The organism is Streptococcus sp. oral taxon 431, assembly GCF_023110115.1.
GTDB lineage: Bacteria > Bacillota > Bacilli > Lactobacillales > Streptococcaceae > Streptococcus.
In genome coordinates, this window is the sequence record NZ_JALDVP010000007.1 from 17,781 (window position 1) to 36,374 (window position 18,594).

Consider the following 18,594-nt stretch of genomic DNA (forward strand, 5'->3'; position numbering starts at 1 on the left):
TTTCTATATTTGCCATAGGTTTTCTTTATGGCTGATTAAAAAACCAATCGTAGGACTGCTATCAAGACCACTCCAAAGATAACCGTCCCCACCAGATTGCGGTAACGAAAGGCGACAAAGGCTGTCGGAAAGACTGCTAGAAAGTCTAACCACTTTATCTGTGGGAAACTTCCAACTTTTCCTGTCACTACACTTGAAAGAATCAAGGCGAAGATAATAGATACAGGTAAAAATTTCAAAAAACGCTCTACGATTGCTGGCAGACCCTTATACTTGGCTAGGATGAAAGGAATCGTTCTTGGAACCCAAGTCACCAAGCCAGAGAAGATAATTGCCATTAAAATATACTTACTGATCATCCAAAATCACCCCCATAGTACAACCTAGCAAGGTCGCAAACAGTACAGCTAGCGATTGAGATACCACTGTCAACAGTATAAGAAAGGAAAGAGCAACAACTCCTAAAATGATAAAGAGGTTGCGCAAGGGAATTCTTCTTTGCATAATCTGAAACTGAGATGCAAAAATTCCAATAAACATTCCGACCAAGGCAAAGTCAAGACCGAAAATCTCCGGATTTGGCAAAAGCCCACCTAAGGCAGTCCCGAAAACCGTCCCCACAAACCAAGCCACATAGCTATTTAGATTGTTACCATGCATCCACATAGGATTAACCTTGTCCGTATGGACTAGATCGCCCATCAAAACACCATAGGTCTCATCGGTCAAGATACTAGACATTCCGATATTATGCCAGAGACTAGTATGACGGAAATAGGTCGACGCATGTAAACTCAGCAAGAAGAGACGCAGATTGATCAAAAAAACCGTCATGACAATGGCTACCACAGGCGCTTGAACTGCTATCAAGGCTATCATGGCAAACTGGGCACTCCCAGCATAGACAAAAAGGCTCATCAAGCCCATCTCTACAGGGGTTACATAAGGGGAACCGATAATGCCACAAGCAAGGCCGATACTGACATAGCCTAAAGCCGTTGGCACCGCAGCCTGTACTCCCTCCCAAAATCCTTTTTCTTTCATAAACCTCCTCATTCTTACAAATACAGCATTCTATTGTCAAAAACGTTCAAAACAAGAACCCTAGGGCGACTACCATCGAGATTGATCAATACGAATATTATATTGATTATTCTCAGGATTGTCATCATCCTCATATTCTGTAGGATAGACATCAATCCAGAGCTCTCTCTTTTGCCCTTTCAGTTTAACCTTGTAGCGATAACCGTCATCATAGAGCCCTACCGTATCAGTGGTCATGGACTGGTAATCTGGAAGAGCTTCAATTTCTGCTTTCATATCTTGGGTTATCTTATAAAACACTTCCTTCTGTTGAGCCTTGGAAGCCACAGGGAAATAAACCGACGCCCCTTGTAAACGATGTGATTCTGAAAAAGTAAAGGTCACACGACCGCTGTAACTTTTCCATTTAAAGTTTTCGTAGTGGTAGAAAAGGCGCCCTGTTTTATAGAGATAGGGATCTTTTGCACGCCAAGGATTGTGATAGCCTGTTTCTGTCTCTTCTACTATTTCATTAGGTTTTCCAAACACTTTTTCAACAGATTCGACAGGCATGTTAAGTGAAATAGAGTCAAACATGATCAATTGCATCTTTTGAAACATCTGAAAAACCATTAGAGACAGCAATAATACCACTAGGGCTAGCACCATACTGATTGTTTTTTTAAATCTCATATTTCTACTATACTAAAAAACTCGCGCATTTGTCCAAGATAAAAGAGTTAACGCTGAGCTAACTCTTTATTCCATAGTATCAAAAGCGAGGCTGGGTTTGGCATTTAGCTCCAAGCCTGCAAAGTTCTCTTTGTTCCACTCGCTGACGCTAGCATAGGCAATCATTCCTGCATTGTCTCCGCAAAGACGTAGAGGTGGAATGATAACCTTGACATCGGTGATTTCAGCCGCCAAACGTTCTCTAAGACCTTTATTGGCTGCCACACCACCAGCCACGACTAGGGTTTTAACAGGGTATTTCTCCAAGGCCTTCTTGGTTTTTGCCATGAGAATATCTAGGACTGCTGCTTGGAAGGATGCACACAAGTCCTCTATAGACAAGCTTTCTCCCTTTTGCTCGGCATTGTGATGAAGATTGATAAAGGCAGACTTTAAACCTGAGAATGAAAACTCCAGATTATCTTCTTTAATCATAGCACGAGGGAAATCATACACATCCTGACCTTTATGGGCCAACTCGTCAATCTCACGACCTGCTGGATAGGTCAAGCCCATGACACGACCGACCTTATCATAGGCCTCACCAACTGCATCATCTCGGGTTTCGCCAACGATCTTATAATCACCAGCCTCAGACACATAGACCAACTCTGTGTGTCCACCACTGACTAAAAGAGCTAACAAGGGGAATTCCAAAGGCTCCACACTTTGAGCCGCCATGAGATGACCAGCCATGTGATTCACAGGAATCAGAGGAAGTCCATGTGCCCAGGCAAAAGCCTTGGCTGCTGACAAACCAACTAGCAAGGCTCCGACCAAGCCTGGTCCGTAGGTAACCGCCACAGCTGTCACATCGTTTTCAGTAATTCCTGCTTCTGCTAACGCCTCCTCGATACAGGCTGTAATGACCTCGACATGGTGGCGGCTAGCCACTTCTGGCACTACGCCCCCAAAACGTTTATGACTCTCAATTTGGCTAGCAATGACATTGGACAAGAGCTGGTCGTCGTTTTTCAGGACGGCGACACTGGTCTCATCACAGGATGTCTCAAATGCTAAAATATATCTATCCTTCATCTATTTCTCTCTTCATGATAATGGCATCCTCAACTGGATTATGGTAGTAGACCGTTCTCTCAGCGATGACCGCCATTTTTTCTTTCTTGTAAAATGCTTGCGCTCGGTGGTTGGACTTTCTAACTTCGAGGAAAATTTCCTTGTCTGTCGGCAATGTCGCAAACAAGGCTGAGGCTATCCCCTGACCTTGATAGGCTTTTTTGACAGCAATTTGCAGGACTTCTGCTTCAAAAAGATTCTCCTGAATTGCTAGAAAACCTATCACTTCTGCCCCATCATAAGCTAGAGCATACCAAGTCTGGTCTTGAGACAGGTCTGCTTGAACTTGTTCCAACGTCCAAGGACTGACGGGATAAACGTCCGTCATCACTTCGTAGATAGCTTGTGCCACATCAGGCTGCTGTTGGATTCGTTTGATTTCAATCATAGGCGTTTAATGTAAGACTCGCCAGACTCGGCGTGGTTCTTGAGCCAATTTTCCTCAGCTTCGACACGTTTGAGGTAATTCGGCACAAAATCGTGCAGGGAGTCTGCTTCCTTGTCCCAGGCCCAAAGAGCAAGATTCGCTGCGTTTGGTAAGGTTTCTTGATAGTTAGCCCGTGGTATTTGCTCTTGAATCTGCTCGACAAAGGCACCCACTTCACCAACAAAGGTCACCTGGTCGGCATCCTTGACTTGCTCAAGGACTTCCGCAAAAGACAGGTGAGCTTCGGGAAAGACAGGTTGGGCATGTTCATAAAATCCTGCGTATACATTGTTACGACGTGCATCCATCAAAGGAACAACCAGACCTTCCTGTTGATTCGGTAGCAGAGCTAAAAGGCTAGACATCCCTACTAACTCAATGTTTAAGGTATGAGCCAAGGTCTTGGCAGTTGCTACTGCGATTCGCAAACCTGTATAGCTACCAGGCCCTTCAGCCACGATGATTCGATCCAAATCCTTGGGTGTCAAATCTAGACTATCCATTAAGAAATCAATAGCAGGCATGAGGCTAATACTGTGATTTTTCTTGATATTAATCGTGGTCTCAGCAAGAAGCTGCTTGTCCTCTAAAATAGCTAGAGAAAGAGCCTTGCTGGACGTATCAAAAGCTAATACTTTCATAACACATTCCTATCTTTTTGTCTGTTTACTATTATACTACAAAAGCTGACACATGGGAATTTTCTTTGTTTTGAAACAAGAATGTCCTGCCAAATAGACAGGACAAGCACTCAAGAATTCAAACCAAAGTAAAATACGAACCAGACCACATAGGTCACTAGGAGAAGGAAAAACGAATACAGAGTCACGAAGCCAATCTTCCAAATGAGCTTGGCTTTCCGATACTCCAGCCGAGTATACAAAACATTTCCTCCGTAAACACAGGCAACAAATCCCGCAAAGGCCAGAAGACGAATGATAATAGCTAGTTGAAACATATCCTGCCCTCCTTCATAAGGAAAAACCTCTTTTCTAACTTTATTATAGCACTTGATTCTAAAGTCTTCAAATACTTGTATCGGGCAAAATGAAACACATTTCAAGCTCCTTACTTTCATGTTTCCTGCTTTTACTAATTCCCCTTTTTATGTTATAATTGAGATAATTGTAACGAATCAAGGTCAATACAGGCAGAAAATGAAATAGAAACAAACAGCTGCAAGCTGGTAATTTTTTGAATACAGCTGACCTGAAAACAGAAAGGAAACACATGATTTACAAAGTTTTTTATCAAGAAACAAAAGACCGTAGCCCACGTCGTGAAACAACACGCTCACTTTACTTAGACATTGATGCCAGCTCAGAACTTGAGGGACGTATCATTGCCCGTGAACTTGTTGAAAAAAACCGTCCAGAATTCAACGTTGAATATATCGAGCTCTTGTCAGACAAATTGCTAGACTACGAAAAAGAAACTGGCGCATTCGAAATTACGGAGTTCTAATATGGCCTATACTCTTAAACCAGAAGAAGTGGGAGTTTTTGCCATTGGTGGTCTAGGAGAAATCGGTAAAAACACATACGGAATCGAATACCAAGACGAAATCATCATCGTTGATGCAGGGATTAAATTCCCCGAGGATGACTTGCTTGGTATCGACTACGTTATCCCTGATTACTCTTATATTGTCGAAAATATCGACCGCGTCAAGGCTCTCTTGATTACACACGGACACGAGGACCATATTGGTGGGATTCCTTTCTTGCTCAAGCAAGCAAATATCCCTATCTATGCAGGTCCACTGGCCCTCGCTTTGATCCGTGGAAAACTCGAAGAGCATGGCCTTTTGCGCAATGCTACACTTCACGAAATCAACCACAACACTGAGTTGACCTTTAAAAATCTTAAAGCAACTTTCTTTAGAACAACTCACTCGATCCCAGAACCTTTGGGAATTGTTATCCACACACCTCAAGGAAAAATCGTCTGTACCGGTGACTTCAAGTTTGACTTTACACCAGTTGGTGAACCTGCAGACTTGCACCGTATGGCAGCCCTAGGTGAAGACGGAGTGCTTTGCTTACTCTCTGACTCAACAAATGCTGAAGTGCCAACCTTTACAAACTCTGAAAAGGTCGTTGGTCAGTCTATTATGAAGATTATCCAAGGTATCGAGGGACGTATCATCTTTGCATCCTTTGCCTCAAATATCTTCCGTCTCCAACAAGCGACCGATGCCGCTGTTAAAACAGGGCGTAAGATTGCTGTCTTTGGACGCTCTATGGAAAAGGCTATTGTTAACGGAATCGAACTTGGCTACATCAAGGCGCCAAAGGGAACCTTCATCGAACCAAATGAAATCAAAGACTACCCTGCGGGTGAGATTCTTATCCTTTGTACAGGTAGCCAGGGCGAACCTATGGCAGCTCTCTCTCGAATCGCTAACGGAACCCACCGTCAAGTACAACTCCAACCTGGCGATACAGTTATCTTCTCATCTAGTCCAATCCCTGGAAACACCACTAGCGTTAACAAGCTGATTAACATCATTTCTGAAGCTGGTGTTGAAGTCATCCATGGTAAGATTAACAACATCCATACATCTGGACACGGTGGTCAGCAAGAGCAAAAACTTATGCTCCGCTTGATTAAGCCAAAATACTTCATGCCTGTTCACGGTGAATATCGCATGCAAAAAGTCCACGCTGGACTTGCTGTAGATACTGGAGTTGAAAAAGACAATATCTTTATCATGAGCAATGGTGATGTCCTTGCCCTTACTGCAAACTCTGCTCGTATCGCAGGTCACTTCAATGCTCAGGATATCTACGTCGATGGAAATCGTATCGGTGAAATCGGTGCAGCTGTGCTTAAAGACCGCCGAGACCTATCCGAAGATGGTGTCGTACTTGCCGTCGCAACGGTAGACTTTGAGTCTCAGATGATTATTTCTGGACCAGATATCCTTAGTCGTGGTTTCGTCTACATGCGCGAATCTGGCGACTTGATCCGTCAAAGTCAGCGCATCCTTTTCAATGCTATTCGTATCGCTTTGAAAAACAAGGATGCTAGCGTTCAATCTGTCAATGGTGCTATCGTAAACGCCATTCGACCATTCCTTTACGAAAACACTGAACGTGAACCAATCATCATTCCGATGATTCTCACACCAGATGAAGAATAATAAAAAATTCTCTGAAATCCTATGACTTCAGAGAATTTTTATTATTTAACGACAATTTCGTAACGAGTTTTGCTAGTGAAAGTCTCACCTGCTTTTAGAATGACTTGATCTTTCAGGTCACTGTGAATAGCATCTGGTAAAGCCTGTGCTTCAAGAGCAATCCCATTGTGCTGAATCATCGGTTGACCAGCGATGATGACACTCTCATCCACAAAATTTGCTGTATAAACTACAAAGCAAGGTGCTTCTGTCTTGAAGAGAAGGAAGCGACCTGAACCCTGGTCATAGAGGAAACCAGCATTGTCATGTCCTGCAGGCAGAGCAAATGGGTGGTCCAAACCAGATACGAGTTGGATTTGCTCATCCTCTTCTGCAAAGATATCCTTCAACAAGGCACCATTGTAGATATGTTTGACCACATCACGATTAGCATCTGGAGCTTTAGCTGGGACACCGTCAGGAGCGATTGGATAAATACCTTCTGTATTCAGTTGGAAAACATGGCGGTCAACCGTCTGAGTGAAATCGCCTGACAAGTTAAAGTAGCTATGGTTGGTCGGATTGACCAAAGTATCTTTGTCTGTCGTTACCTTGTAGCTAACTTCGTAGGCACCAGTTTCTTCCAAGTGGTAGCTAATCCAGATTTTAAGATTCCCAGGGAAACCTCCTGTACCGTCTGTTCTTTCTGTGTAAAGAGTCAAACCATGGTCGCTCACCTCAACTAGTTCAAACAGACTAGAATCCCAACCTGTTGAGCCGCTGTGATTACAGTTGCTTGCGTTATTGACTTCGAGTTCATAGGTTTCCCCATTCAATTCGAATGTCGCACCTGCGATACGACCTGCAACTGGACCTACACTCGCTCCATGTTTAGGACTGTTACCTACATAGCTGTCAAAATCATCAAAGCCTAGGATAACATTGGCAAAATTACCAGCCTTATCAGGAGTTACATAGCGTAGAATCGTTGCACCATAGGTCATGATTTCTAGTTGGTAGCCTGCTTCCGTTTCAAAGCGATAAGCGACAACATCCTTGCCATCAACTTTCCCAAATACACGTTCTGTGTATGTTTTCATCCTTTTCTCCTTATTATTTGAATTCGTGAATAATAACACCTTGAACGACGCGGTTTACTGTACCTGTAGGTGATGGTGTATCAGGTCTATTTCCAACCTTAAGCGAAGTCAAGAGAGCAAATAATTGACCGTAAACAATATAAGGGAATACGCGATAAACATCATTTAAAACGCCACCGCAGCCAAGCACTACTTCCTTCACATTCTCAAGACCAAAGGCTTTATCGCTTAAAAGCACAACGCGACGAGCAATTTGATCCCCTGCAACCTCACGAACCAAGTCTAAGTCATACTTACGAGTATAGTCTGTTGTAGTGCCAAAAACTAAGACAACTGTATCTTCGTTGATGAGAGATTTTGGACCGTGACGGAAGCCAACTGGACTTTCATACATAGTCGCAACCTGACCAGCTGTCAATTCCAAAATTTTGAGCTGGGCTTCATGAGCGAGTCCGAAGAATGGACCTGCACCCAAGTAGATGACACGGTTAAATTCTAGGTCAACCAACTCTTTGACATCTGCTACATTGTCAAGGACTTTGCGAGCAAGACTAGAAAGCACTTCAAATCGTTCAGCTTTAACAGCAAATTCGGTTGGATCAAAGACCAAGAGAGCTGTTAACATCATCGATGTAAAGCTTGATGTCATAGCAAAGCCAGCATCGTTAGAAGCTGCTGGTTGCAAGAGCAACAGGTTGCGGTCATCCCCATGGGCTTGAAGAGCTAATTTCCCTTCAGCTGCACATGTGATGGTCACTTGATAAAGTTCATCTACCAAAGTCTTAGCCAGGTCAACTGTTGCTACACTCTCAGGCGAGTTTCCACTACGTGCGAATGATACCAAAACAGTTGCCACATCTTTTTTCAAATAAGCTTGTGGGGTTGCAACGATATCTGTTGTCGCAATAGCATTAAAATTCCATTTACGTTCGTCATAGACTTCCTTGAAGTAAGGAACCAAGGTATCACCTACATAAGCAGAAGTCCCAGCACCAGTCAAGATAACCTTGATGTAGTCATGTTTATCTGCAATGCCTTGCAAGAAGGCTGCAATTTCATCACGGCGGGCTTGGTAAGATTCAAAAGCTTCCTTCCAAACATCTGGTTGTTGGTAAATTTCGCGTGTGGTGATCTCTGCTCCCAACTCAAGCAAATCTTCTTTTGTATAATCTAGCATTGAAAACCTCTAATCTAATATTGTTTCATGATTGAAAACATGGGAATGGGAGTCGCTCCCATTCCCATGTATATTTTCTATAAGATGATTTAACGTTTTAACGCAATCACATCTTATACTCAATGAAAATCAAAGAGCAAACTAGGAAGCTAGCCGAAGGCTGTACTCAAGTACGGCAAGGCGAAGCTGACGTGGTTTGAATTTGATTTTTGAAGAGTATTATTCATCTTCATCGTCGTCGAAGCTTGCCAATAAATCATTAACTTTCACAATGCTTTCTGAAGCACGACTCTTATAGTCCGCATCCATTCCAGTTAGACTTGCATTGATAAATTCAATGACCATCGGAAGGTTCATTCCTGCATAAAGTTCAATGTCGCGACCTTCCATAATCAAACGACTCACCACGTTACATGGAGTTCCGCCAAGAAGATCCGCAAAGACTAGGAAATCATCCAATCCTTCAACAGCAGCTTCAAATTTTGCAGTAAATTCTTCTGGTCCATCTTCTGGAAGAAGAGCAACCGCATGAATGTTGTCTTGTGGTCCCATAATCATCTCTGTGCTACCTTTAAGTTCTTCACAGAAGCGACCGTGGCTCACTAAAATTAATGATTTAGTCATAAATTATGCGCCCATTCCAAGCAAGAATTTACCGATGAATGAAAGACCTACTGCAAGAACGATAATGATACCGATTGCTTTAGTAGAGTTCATACCCTTCTTACCAAGCAACCAGAAGATAAAGGCAGTGAAGATTGCTGGAAGCAAACGTGGGAAGATTGAGTTCAAGATATCTTGGAAGTCAATCATCTTTTCACCGATTGGCAATTTGTAAGAAATTTCAAAGTTGATCATTGTTGCTACAAGAGCACCCATCATGAACACACCAAGTACAGATGCTGCTTCAATCAAAGCTGTTAAAGTACTTTGCATGTTGTTGATAAGGTTAACCCCTTCTTTGTATGCAAATTCCAACTGTTTCCAACGGAAGATGTCATACGCTACTGCAACTGCGATCCAAAGGAAGATACCCCAAGGTTGACCAGCGATAGCCATTGTTGCAGCGATAGATCCCATGATAGCAGGTACAAGTGAACCAAAAATTGTATCTCCAAGAGGAGCGAATGGTCCCATCAAACCTGTCTTGATACCGTTAACCGCATCTTTTGAACCTACACCATCTTTTTCTTCCATGGCAAGGTCAAAACCAGCGATGATTGTGTGGAAGAATGGTGAAGTGTTGAAGAATTGAGTATGAACTTTCATCATTTCTTTCAACTCAGGAGTTCCATCTCCATACATTTTACGCAATTGTGGCAAGATCATGTAAAGGTAACCTGATGCTTGCATACGTTCGTAGTTCCATCCCAATTGGAAAGTGAACAAGCTACGTTTGTTAATTTGATTAAAATCTTCTTTTGTTAATTTGTAATTAGAATTCGTCATCTTCAATTTCCCCACTTTCTGATGGTGTAGAAGGTGCTGCTACAGCAACTTTTTGGCTGTTCTTGAAGTGAACAACTGCAAGGAAGATACCCACGATAGAGATACCGATCATAGACAATCCTTTGAAGTTGTTAGCAAAGCCAATTTTTTCAGCAACGTCAGCAGGAAGAGTGCCAATGATACCAGCAACTGCTCCACCAAGACCTGTTACGTATGAGTAAAGTACAGTCAACATAGCTGTCAAACCGAATCCCATAGCAAGGTAGTGAAGGTTACGTTTAACTGGAAGGTAACGAAGCAAGATAGCGAATCCAAGACCTGGAAGCATACGACCTGCAAGAGTCAAACCGTCTGCAACCCATTGGTATTCTTTAACAAGGTTTACAACACCTTGTACGAATTCTCCACCGAAAGCTAGGGCGAAGAATACTGGAAGGGCACGAGAAGCAGCCCATGGAAGCGCACCAAGAAGGTAGTTACGTTCGATTGCTTTATAGTCAAAGCGTTCGATCGCAGCATCAATACGGTGTGCGAAGAATGTAGTAGTCATACGACCAAGTACGTCGAAGTAAGTCAAAAGTGCCGCTACTGGTACAGCGATTGTAGTGATCGCAAGATCTGTTTCGATACCTTGTGAAACTGAGAAAGCTGTCGCAAGAACCGCACCAGAAGTTGCGTCGATACGAGAAGCACCACCGAAGGTACCTACCCCAAGTACGAATAACTGCAAGCTACCACCGATAAACAAACCAGTTGTCAAATCTCCCATGACTAAACCAGTAATGAAACCAGCGAACACAGGAGAACCTGCAGAAGAAACGATCGTCAACTCATCACAGATTTGATAAGCTGAGTACAAAGTGAGAAGTAAAATTTGCCACCATTGTATCATAACAATGACCTCCTAAAAATTTTTTCCTATTTTAATAAGCTCAAAAAGTCTGAAACTGGATCATTTGGAACCATTTGAGCAGTAAGTTTTACACCTTTTTCCGCTAATTTACGGAAATCTTCTACGTCTTTATCAACAACGTTAATAGAACGTGTGATCGCACGTGTTTCTGGTGTTTGAGACATGTTGCCGACATTGACAGTTTCAAGTGGCACACCTGCTTCTACCAAACCGAGGAAACGGTCAGGTTTGCGTGCTACAATCAAAAGACGTTGGCTATCGTATTTACCAGCAAGGATATTCGCTGCTGCTTTATCAACTGGCAAAATACTAAGTTTTACACCTGGTGGTGTCGCAAGTTTCAAGCCGCTTTTTTCAACGTCGTTGTTCACAACATCATTGTCAACGACCATGATACGTGAAACATTAAGTTTAGCAGACCAAAGGTTTGCTACTTGTCCGTGAATTAAGCGCCCATCGATACGGCATCCTACAATTGTCATAAGTTTTCCCCCTTTATAAGTTTTAGTGTAGGTTTACAAGTTAAATGTATGTGTTCCTTATACTCCCCTTCTGTTTCAAAGATAATGATGCGGTTGGCACCTTCTTTGAGATAGCTATGTGGAATATAAAGAGATAAGGTTGGACCGACATTCCAGAAACGACCTAGATGATGTCCGTTGATATAAGCAATCCCTTTACCAAACTCAGATAAGTCTAAGTAGGTATCCTTTGGCGCCTCAACTTTAAAGTCATAAGCGTAAAAGGCAGGTTGCCCTTCTGTCCATCCCTTAGAGAAATCAATATTCTCTGGGTTATCAAGAGGAAGTGGATATTGCTTCCAGTTGAGCAAGAAATGCAAATCTTTACAAACACCTGTGCGAATTCCTTTTCGCTGTGTATCTGCTAAGAATTTGTGTCCATAGTTGACACGCCCCATATTTTCAATGAGGATGTCAAATCTAGAGAGCGCTTTCTTTTTACCTTGATAAAAAATATCTTCACCGATTTCTGTTTGGTACTGTGTTGCCACTCGTTTACCATCGATAAAGAGTTGAGCTCTATCACGTCCGTCAATGATTCGAATGCGTTCTTCATCCGCATCCCAACTTGCTTCCGTACGATAGAGTAGGTAGCCGTAACCTTGTCCTAGCTCTTCCATTTTCTTAGGGTAGAGACTTTCAATCGGACTGGATAGGCTATCCAAGGTTTCAAACAAGGAAACTTTCTCGACCAGTGGAATGTTTTCTACTTCCATACTCTCTTTGTAAAGCGGTTCAGATTGCGGATACTCAGGATAGTAAGTCGCCATCATTTCTTTCACTGCGAAATATTTAGCAGTTGGGTTTCCAGCTTCATCAAGAAGAGCGTCGTAATCATAAGATGTTACTTGTGGTAAATCAATGGTTCCTCGAGCTGAACAACCATTCATAAAACCAAAGTTGGTTCCGCCGTGGAACATGTAAAGGTTAATAGAGCCTTGCTCTAAAACCTCGTGGACAGCTTCTGCTAATTCCTCAGGTTCACGCTTGATGATTGGTTCTTTCCATCGATTGAACCAGCCATCCCAGAATTCCATACACATGAGTGGCCATTTCTTGCCGTACTCATCAAAGAATTCTTGCATCTGTGAGAAATTATAAGCAGCCTTGGAACCAAAGTTCCCTGTCACAAAGAGATCATCCTCAATTAAGGTTCCAGCCTTAAGAGTTGCTCTCCATGGTCCATCTGATGTGAAAAGCGGACAAGTAACTGCTCGTTCTTCCATCAAACGTCGAATTCCCCTCAAGTAGGTCTTGTCCTCGCCATAGGATCCGTACTCATTTTCGACTTGCATCATGAGAATGTTTCCACCGTTTTCCAATAATCTCGGAACTAGACGTGGAAGTAACTGATCATAGTAGCGACCAACCGTGTCAATGAAAGCTGGGTCAGATGACCGAATTCTCATATCCTTGGTCAAGAGCCATGCTGGTAAACCACCGAATTCCCATTCTGCACAGATAAATGGAGAAGGACGTACAATTGCATATAAGCCCAAATCTTGTGCAGTTTGAAGAAATCTCTCTAAATCAAGATTTCCTTCAAAGTTAAAGTTACCTTCAGCAGGTTCATGCATGTTCCAAGCAACATAAGTCTCAACCGTATTGAAACCTAGTGCCTTGAGGTTATACAATGAATGATGCCAATCTTCCGCAGGAACTCTAAAATAGTGAATGGCGCCAGACAAAATCTTGAATGGTTTCCCATCCAGATAGAAATCATCTTTAATTTCAAATCTTGCCATTCTTCCTCCCCTAAAAGCGAAAAGTTTGCGCTTTCATGTATTGTTATATCAACTATAAACTAATCGGGGATTAATGTCAATACTTTTTGAAATTTTCTTTAAAATTTTTCTATTTTTTTACTGAATCTTTTCTAAAACTCTTCTCAAATCCCATAAAATCAACATTCTGATTGAAGAGCAAAAATACAGGACAAAACACAAATTATTTATATCTATCCTAAATTCTTATTCGATATTTTAATTTTTTTAAGTGCTTTTCAGCTATTTTTAAGAATTTATGTTAAAATGATAAGTGGAGAAGGAAAAAAATGAGGTGAAAATATGGCAATTCCAAAGTATCAATACATTAAAGACGAATTGAAAAATAAGATCATTTCTGGTCAATTTGCTAGTGGAGATAAGTTCTACACTGAAGCAGAATTGATTTCCATGTATGATGTTAGTTCAATCACAGTAGTTCGCGCCTTGAACGACCTTGCCAAAGACGGATATATTGTCCGCCAACAAGGGAAGGGAACTTTCGTGGCTCGTGCACGTAAACATAAACTCGTTGAATTTTCTGATGTAGAAATCTTCGAAACCAAAGATGATAAAGTAACTGTTCTTTCTATCGAACGTGGTAACGATCTTAAATATTTAGAAAAACTTGGCCTACGCGGCGATCAATTCTATTATAAGATTGAGCGTGTTCGTGAAACAAATGGTGTTACCTATATCTATCACAGTTCATATATTCCTGAACAATACATCAATGCCAACTATCCAAATCTTGAATACTATAGTTCTATCTATACTCGTTTCAAATTGGACTACCACATTCACATGAATGACGAGCATTTTGAAGAAATTAACGAAATTGTATTTCCGACTCCAAAACATGCCGCTTCTATTTTAGGAATCGACACTAAATTCCCAACTGTTTTCCAAACTAAGACAACTCAGCTTGAAGCAACTGGTCAAGTTTTGGAATACATCGAAACTTATAAACGTTCTGATTTCTACAAAATTAAATTCATCTCTTGTGACCGTGATCACTAATTTTAAAAATCCTGAGGCAACTGTCTCAGGGTTTTTATATACCCATTATAGCATCAGCTCCCTTCCCTGAAAATAGCATTTCAAGCAATTCTATAATTAGTAACCTTTTTACTAAAAAATAGTCAAAATTAGAAAAATATATCTTAATTTATAAATTATTCTATTTTTTATAGTAATTTCCTCAAAAACTTGACTTTATTTTAGTTAGAACATACAATAGAGTTAGTATGTGAAAACGCTATCAAAAATATAAAAGGGGAGGTTTTTTAATGAAACCAGAAAATAAACAGCGCTTCTCTATTCGTAAATATGCAATCGGAGCAGCTTCTGTATTGATCGGCTTTGCCTTTCATGCTCAAGCCGTTGCTGCTGACGGAGTCGTACCTGCTCCAACAGAAAATCAGCCTGCTGTCCAAACTACTGGAGAAGTCACTCCACCAACTAGTGAAGAAAAACTCGAGACTGCTCCAACAACAGAAAATGCTACTCCAGCTACTCCAGTAGCAACTACTGAAGCTCCAAAAGTTGAAGTTGCTCCTGCACCTGCCGTAGCAGAGCCTGTCAGAGCAGAAGAAACTCCAGCTAAATCAGAAGTAACTGAAGAAGCTAAGAAGACAGAATCTGAAAAAGAAGAAAACAAAGAAGTTGCTAAGGTCGAAGCACCCGCAGTCGCTACAGAACGAGCAGCTCAAGTGAATGAAAAACTGGCTAAAAAGAAAATTGTTTCTATCGATGCTGGACGTAAATACTTCTCTCCAGACCAACTGAAAGAAATCATCGACAAAGCCAAACACTATGGTTATACTGATCTTCACCTTTTAGTCGGAAATGATGGCTTGCGCTTCATGCTTGATGATATGTCTCTAACTGTAGGTGACAAAACTTACGCAAGCGATGATGTCAAACGTGCTGTTGAAAATGGAACCAATGCCTACTACAATGATCCAAACGGTAATCATCTAACTGAGAGTGAAATGACTGACTTGATTGGTTATGCTAAGAATAAAGGTATTGGACTTATCCCAACAGTCAATAGCCCAGGTCATATGGATGCTATCCTCAATGCCATGAAAGAACTTGGTATTGAAAAGCCTAACTTCAACTACTTTGGTAAAGAATCAGAACGTACAGTAGACCTTGACAACGAAAAGGCTGTTGCCTTCACAAAAGCTTTGATTGATAAATATGCTGCTTACTTTGCTGGCAAGTCTGAAATCTTTAACATCGGTTTGGATGAGTATGCTAATGATGCTACTAATGCCAAGGGATGGAGTGTACTTCAAGCCTATAAATGGTATCCAGAAGATGGTTTCCCAGACAAGGGTTATGATAAATTCATCGCCTATGCTAATGACCTAGCTCGTATCGTCAAATCTCACGGTCTGAAACCAATGGCTTTCAATGATGGTATCTACTATAATAGCGATACTACTTTTGGTACCTTTGACAAAGACATCATCGTGTCTATGTGGACTGGTGGCTGGGGCGGTTACGATGTCGCTTCTTCTAAACTACTAGTTGAAAAAGGGCACGAAATCCTCAACACTAATGATGCTTGGTACTACGTTCTCGGCCGTAATGCTGATGGACAGGGTTGGTACAACCTTGATCAAGGTTTGAATGGTATTAAGAGCACACCGATTACTTCTGTTCCAAAAACTGAAGGTGCCGATATCCCTATCATCGGTGGTATGGTAGCTGCTTGGGCCGATACTCCATCTGCCCGCTACTCTCCATCTCGCCTTTTCAAACTCATGCGTCAATTCGCGAACTCAAATGCTGAATATTTCGCCGCTGACTACGAGTCTGCTGAACAAGCTCTTAAAGAAGTGCCAACTGACCTTAGTCGCTATACTGCAGAAAGTATTGCTGCCGTTAAAGAAGCTGAAAAAGCCATTCGTTCTCTTGATAGCAACCTTAGCCGTGCTGAACAAGATAGCATTGACCAAGCAATTGCAAAACTCCAAGAAGCCGTTAGCAACTTAGCCTTCACACCAGAAGCTCAAAAAGAAGAAGATGCCAAACGTGAAGTTGAAAAACTTGCCAAAAACAAGGTTATCTCAATCGATGCTGGACGTAAATACTTCACTCTAGACCAACTCAAACGTATCGTAGATAAAGCCAGCGAACTTGGTTACTCTGACCTTCATCTCCTCCTTGGAAATGACGGACTTCGCTTCCTCTTGGATGACATGACAATCACTGCAAACGGCAAGACCTATGCAAGTGACGATGTGAAAAACGCCATCATTGAAGGAACAAAGTCTTACTACGACGATCCAAACGGAACAACTTTGAACCAGGCTGAAATCACTGAGCTTATCCAATATGCTAAGGATAGAGGCATTGGAATTATCCCTGCTATCAACAGTCCTGGCCACATGGATGCTATGCTTGTCGCTATGGAAAAATTGGGCATTGCAAACCCTCAAGCTAACTTTGACAAGGTTTCAAAAACAACAATGGACCTTGAAAACGAAGAAGCAATGAACTTTACAAAAGCCCTTATCGGCAAATACATGGACTTCTTTGCAGGCAAGACTAAGATCTTTAACTATGGTACAGATGAGTATGCCAATGATGCTACCAACGCTCAAGGTTGGTACTACCTCAAGTGGTATGGACTCTATGGTAAGTTTGCAGATTATGCTAATAGTCTAGCTGCCATGGCTAAAGAAAAAGGTCTTCAACCAATGGCCTTTAACGATGGTTTCTACTATGAAGATAAGGACGATGTTGAGTTTGATAAAGATGTTATCATCTCTTACTGGTCTAAAGGTTGGTGGGGTTATAACCTTGCATCTCCTCAATATCTAGCAAGCAAGGGGTATAAGTTCCTTAACACTAACGGAGATTGGTACTATATCCTCGGTCAAAAACCTGAAGATGGTGGAGGCTTCCTCAAGAAAGCTATCGAAAACACTGAAAAAACTCCATTCAACCAGCTAGCTTCAACTAAATATCCTGAGGTTGATCTACCTACTGTTGGTAGTATGGTAGCTATCTGGGCAGATAGACCAAGCGCTGAGTACAAAGAAGAAGAAATCTTTGAGCTCATGACTGCATTTGCAGATCACAACAAAGACTACTTCCGTGCCGATTATAAGGCTCTACGCGAGGAACTTGCTCAAATCCCTGAAAACTTAGAAGGATATAGCACAGAAAGTCTCGATGCTCTCAAGGCTGCTAAAGAAGCACTGAACTACAATCTCAACCGTAATAAACAAGCTGAGTTGGATACACTTGTAGCTAACCTTAAAGCAGCAAGACTTGGTCTCAAACCAGCTGCAACTCACTCAGGAAGCCTTGATGAAAATGAAGTTGCTGCCAACGTTGAAAACCGACCAGAGCTTATCACAAGAACGGAAGAAATTCCATTTGAAACTGTCAAGAAGGAAAACCCTAACCTTCCAGCACGACAAGAAAAAGTTGTCACTGAAGGTGCAAAAGGTGAACGTACAATCTATATCTCAGTTACTACTGAAAATGGTAAGGAAACTGAAACCGTTCTTGAAGAAAAAGTCACAAAAGAAGCTGTCAATCAAGTGGTTGAAGTTGGAGCTCCTGTCACTCATGTCGGCGACGAAGAAGGAGTTGCTCCTGTTGCGGATGCCAAACCACGTGTTGTGATCGAGGACGAAGAAATTCCGTTTACAACTATCACTCGTGAAACTGATGCATTGCCTAAGGGAGAAACTCGTGTCGTAACTGAAGGCGTTAAGGGACGTCGTAGTCATTTCTACTCTGTGTCTACTGCTGCTGACGGAAGCGAAGTGAAAACATTGGTTACTAGTGTCGTTGCTCAAGAACCAGTTACTCAAATCATCGAAATCGGAACTCCTGTAACGCATGTGGGAGACGAAAAAGGACTAGCTCCTGTTGCGGAAGAAAAACCAACACTAGAGATTCCAAATATACCGGCTCCTATTGCAGAAGAAAAACCAGCATTAGAAATTCCAAATGCGCCAGCTCCTGTTGCAGAAGAAAAACCAAAATTAGAAATTCCAAGTAAACCAGCTCCAGCAACTGTTCCTGCCGAGGAAAACAAAGCTCTTCCTCAAGCCCCAGCTCCTGTGGCAAAAGAAAATAAACTTCCTGAGACAGGAAGCCAAGGTTCAGAATGGTTGATTGCTACAGGTTTGATGGCTGCACTCACAGCATATGGACTTAGCAAGAAAAAAGATTAATACTCTTCGAAAATCGAATTCAAACCACGTCAGCTTCACCTTGCCGTACTCAAGTACAGCCTGCGGCTAGCTTCCTAGTTT

General features: G+C 41.9%; 18 protein-coding genes. 4 read left to right on the forward strand and 14 right to left on the reverse strand.

The features are described from left to right. Positions 1-35: 35 nt before the first annotated feature. From M1F91_RS07970 to M1F91_RS08000, 7 genes are all read right to left on the reverse strand, one after another. Complete coding sequence (locus M1F91_RS07970; RefSeq protein WP_247913260.1) at positions 36-359, reverse strand: AzlD domain-containing protein; 324 nt, start codon at positions 357-359, stop codon at positions 36-38. Continuing rightward, positions 349-1,044 (reverse strand): AzlC family ABC transporter permease, encoded by a 696-nt coding sequence (locus M1F91_RS07975; RefSeq protein WP_247913262.1) that lies wholly within the window; start codon positions 1,042-1,044, stop codon positions 349-351. The genes M1F91_RS07970 and M1F91_RS07975 overlap by 11 nt, the downstream gene beginning before the upstream one ends. Before the next feature lie 69 nt (positions 1,045-1,113). After that, positions 1,114-1,716, reverse strand: a complete 603-nt coding sequence (locus tag M1F91_RS07980; RefSeq protein WP_247913264.1) for a hypothetical protein — start codon at positions 1,714-1,716, stop codon at positions 1,114-1,116. A 66-nt stretch (positions 1,717-1,782) separates the two neighbouring features. Further along, entirely contained in the window at positions 1,783-2,793 is a 1,011-nt protein-coding gene (gene tsaD, locus M1F91_RS07985) for a tRNA (adenosine(37)-N6)-threonylcarbamoyltransferase complex transferase subunit TsaD (protein WP_247913265.1), read from the reverse strand. Beyond that, positions 2,783-3,220, reverse strand: coding sequence for a ribosomal protein S18-alanine N-acetyltransferase (gene rimI, locus M1F91_RS07990; protein ID WP_247913266.1), 438 nt, complete (start codon positions 3,218-3,220; stop codon positions 2,783-2,785). Before rimI ends, tsaD begins: the two co-directional genes overlap by 11 nt. Next, positions 3,217-3,900, reverse strand: coding sequence for a tRNA (adenosine(37)-N6)-threonylcarbamoyltransferase complex dimerization subunit type 1 TsaB (gene tsaB / locus M1F91_RS07995; protein WP_247913267.1), 684 nt, complete (start codon positions 3,898-3,900; stop codon positions 3,217-3,219). The genes rimI and tsaB overlap by 4 nt, the downstream gene beginning before the upstream one ends. Positions 3,901-4,010: 110 nt before the next feature. Then, positions 4,011-4,217 (reverse strand): hypothetical protein, encoded by a 207-nt coding sequence (locus tag M1F91_RS08000; RefSeq protein WP_247913269.1) that lies wholly within the window; start codon positions 4,215-4,217, stop codon positions 4,011-4,013. A gap of 272 nt (positions 4,218-4,489) precedes the next feature. Here M1F91_RS08000 and M1F91_RS08005 point away from each other — a divergent pair, with 272 nt between their 5' ends. Beyond that, complete coding sequence (locus tag M1F91_RS08005; RefSeq protein WP_006149161.1) at positions 4,490-4,723, forward strand: DNA-dependent RNA polymerase subunit epsilon; 234 nt, start codon at positions 4,490-4,492, stop codon at positions 4,721-4,723. A 1-nt stretch (position 4,724) separates the two neighbouring features. Next, positions 4,725-6,404, forward strand: a complete 1,680-nt coding sequence (locus M1F91_RS08010; RefSeq protein WP_004250408.1) for a ribonuclease J — start codon at positions 4,725-4,727, stop codon at positions 6,402-6,404. Positions 6,405-6,445: 41 nt separating this feature from the next. Here the strand turns inward: M1F91_RS08010 and M1F91_RS08015 are convergent, their stop codons facing one another. The 7 genes from M1F91_RS08015 to M1F91_RS08045 all read right to left on the reverse strand — a co-directional run bounded on the left by M1F91_RS08015 (position 6,446) and on the right by M1F91_RS08045 (position 13,288). Next, positions 6,446-7,483: an aldose epimerase family protein gene (locus tag M1F91_RS08015; protein WP_247913270.1), complete on the reverse strand. Its 1,038-nt coding sequence runs from the start codon at positions 7,481-7,483 to the stop codon at positions 6,446-6,448. A gap of 13 nt (positions 7,484-7,496) precedes the next feature. Continuing rightward, complete coding sequence (locus M1F91_RS08020; RefSeq protein ID WP_247913271.1) at positions 7,497-8,660, reverse strand: SIS domain-containing protein; 1,164 nt, start codon at positions 8,658-8,660, stop codon at positions 7,497-7,499. 219 nt (positions 8,661-8,879) lie between these two features. Further along, positions 8,880-9,284 (reverse strand): PTS sugar transporter subunit IIA, encoded by a 405-nt coding sequence (locus M1F91_RS08025; protein ID WP_000167445.1) that lies wholly within the window; start codon positions 9,282-9,284, stop codon positions 8,880-8,882. Positions 9,285-9,287: 3 nt separating this feature from the next. Then, positions 9,288-10,109, reverse strand: coding sequence for a PTS system mannose/fructose/sorbose family transporter subunit IID (locus tag M1F91_RS08030; protein ID WP_247913272.1), 822 nt, complete (start codon positions 10,107-10,109; stop codon positions 9,288-9,290). Next, entirely contained in the window at positions 10,096-11,001 is a 906-nt protein-coding gene (locus M1F91_RS08035; protein WP_247913273.1) for a PTS mannose/fructose/sorbose/N-acetylgalactosamine transporter subunit IIC, read from the reverse strand. Before M1F91_RS08035 ends, M1F91_RS08030 begins: the two co-directional genes overlap by 14 nt. Before the next feature lie 26 nt (positions 11,002-11,027). Beyond that, on the reverse strand, positions 11,028-11,504 hold the full coding sequence (locus M1F91_RS08040) for a PTS system mannose/fructose/N-acetylgalactosamine-transporter subunit IIB (RefSeq protein WP_006152970.1): 477 nt from the start codon (positions 11,502-11,504) through the stop codon (positions 11,028-11,030). Further along, positions 11,501-13,288, reverse strand: coding sequence for a beta-galactosidase family protein (locus tag M1F91_RS08045; RefSeq protein ID WP_247913274.1), 1,788 nt, complete (start codon positions 13,286-13,288; stop codon positions 11,501-11,503). The genes M1F91_RS08040 and M1F91_RS08045 overlap by 4 nt, the downstream gene beginning before the upstream one ends. 321 nt (positions 13,289-13,609) lie before the next feature. Here M1F91_RS08045 and M1F91_RS08050 point away from each other — a divergent pair, with 321 nt between their 5' ends. Continuing rightward, the gene (locus M1F91_RS08050) at positions 13,610-14,326 is read left to right on the forward strand and encodes a GntR family transcriptional regulator (protein ID WP_247913275.1); all 717 of its coding nucleotides are present in this window, start codon (positions 13,610-13,612) and stop codon (positions 14,324-14,326) included. Between the two features lie 269 nt (positions 14,327-14,595). Continuing rightward, positions 14,596-18,513, forward strand: coding sequence for a family 20 glycosylhydrolase (gene strH, locus M1F91_RS08055; protein WP_247913276.1), 3,918 nt, complete (start codon positions 14,596-14,598; stop codon positions 18,511-18,513). Positions 18,514-18,594: the final 81 nt, after the last annotated feature.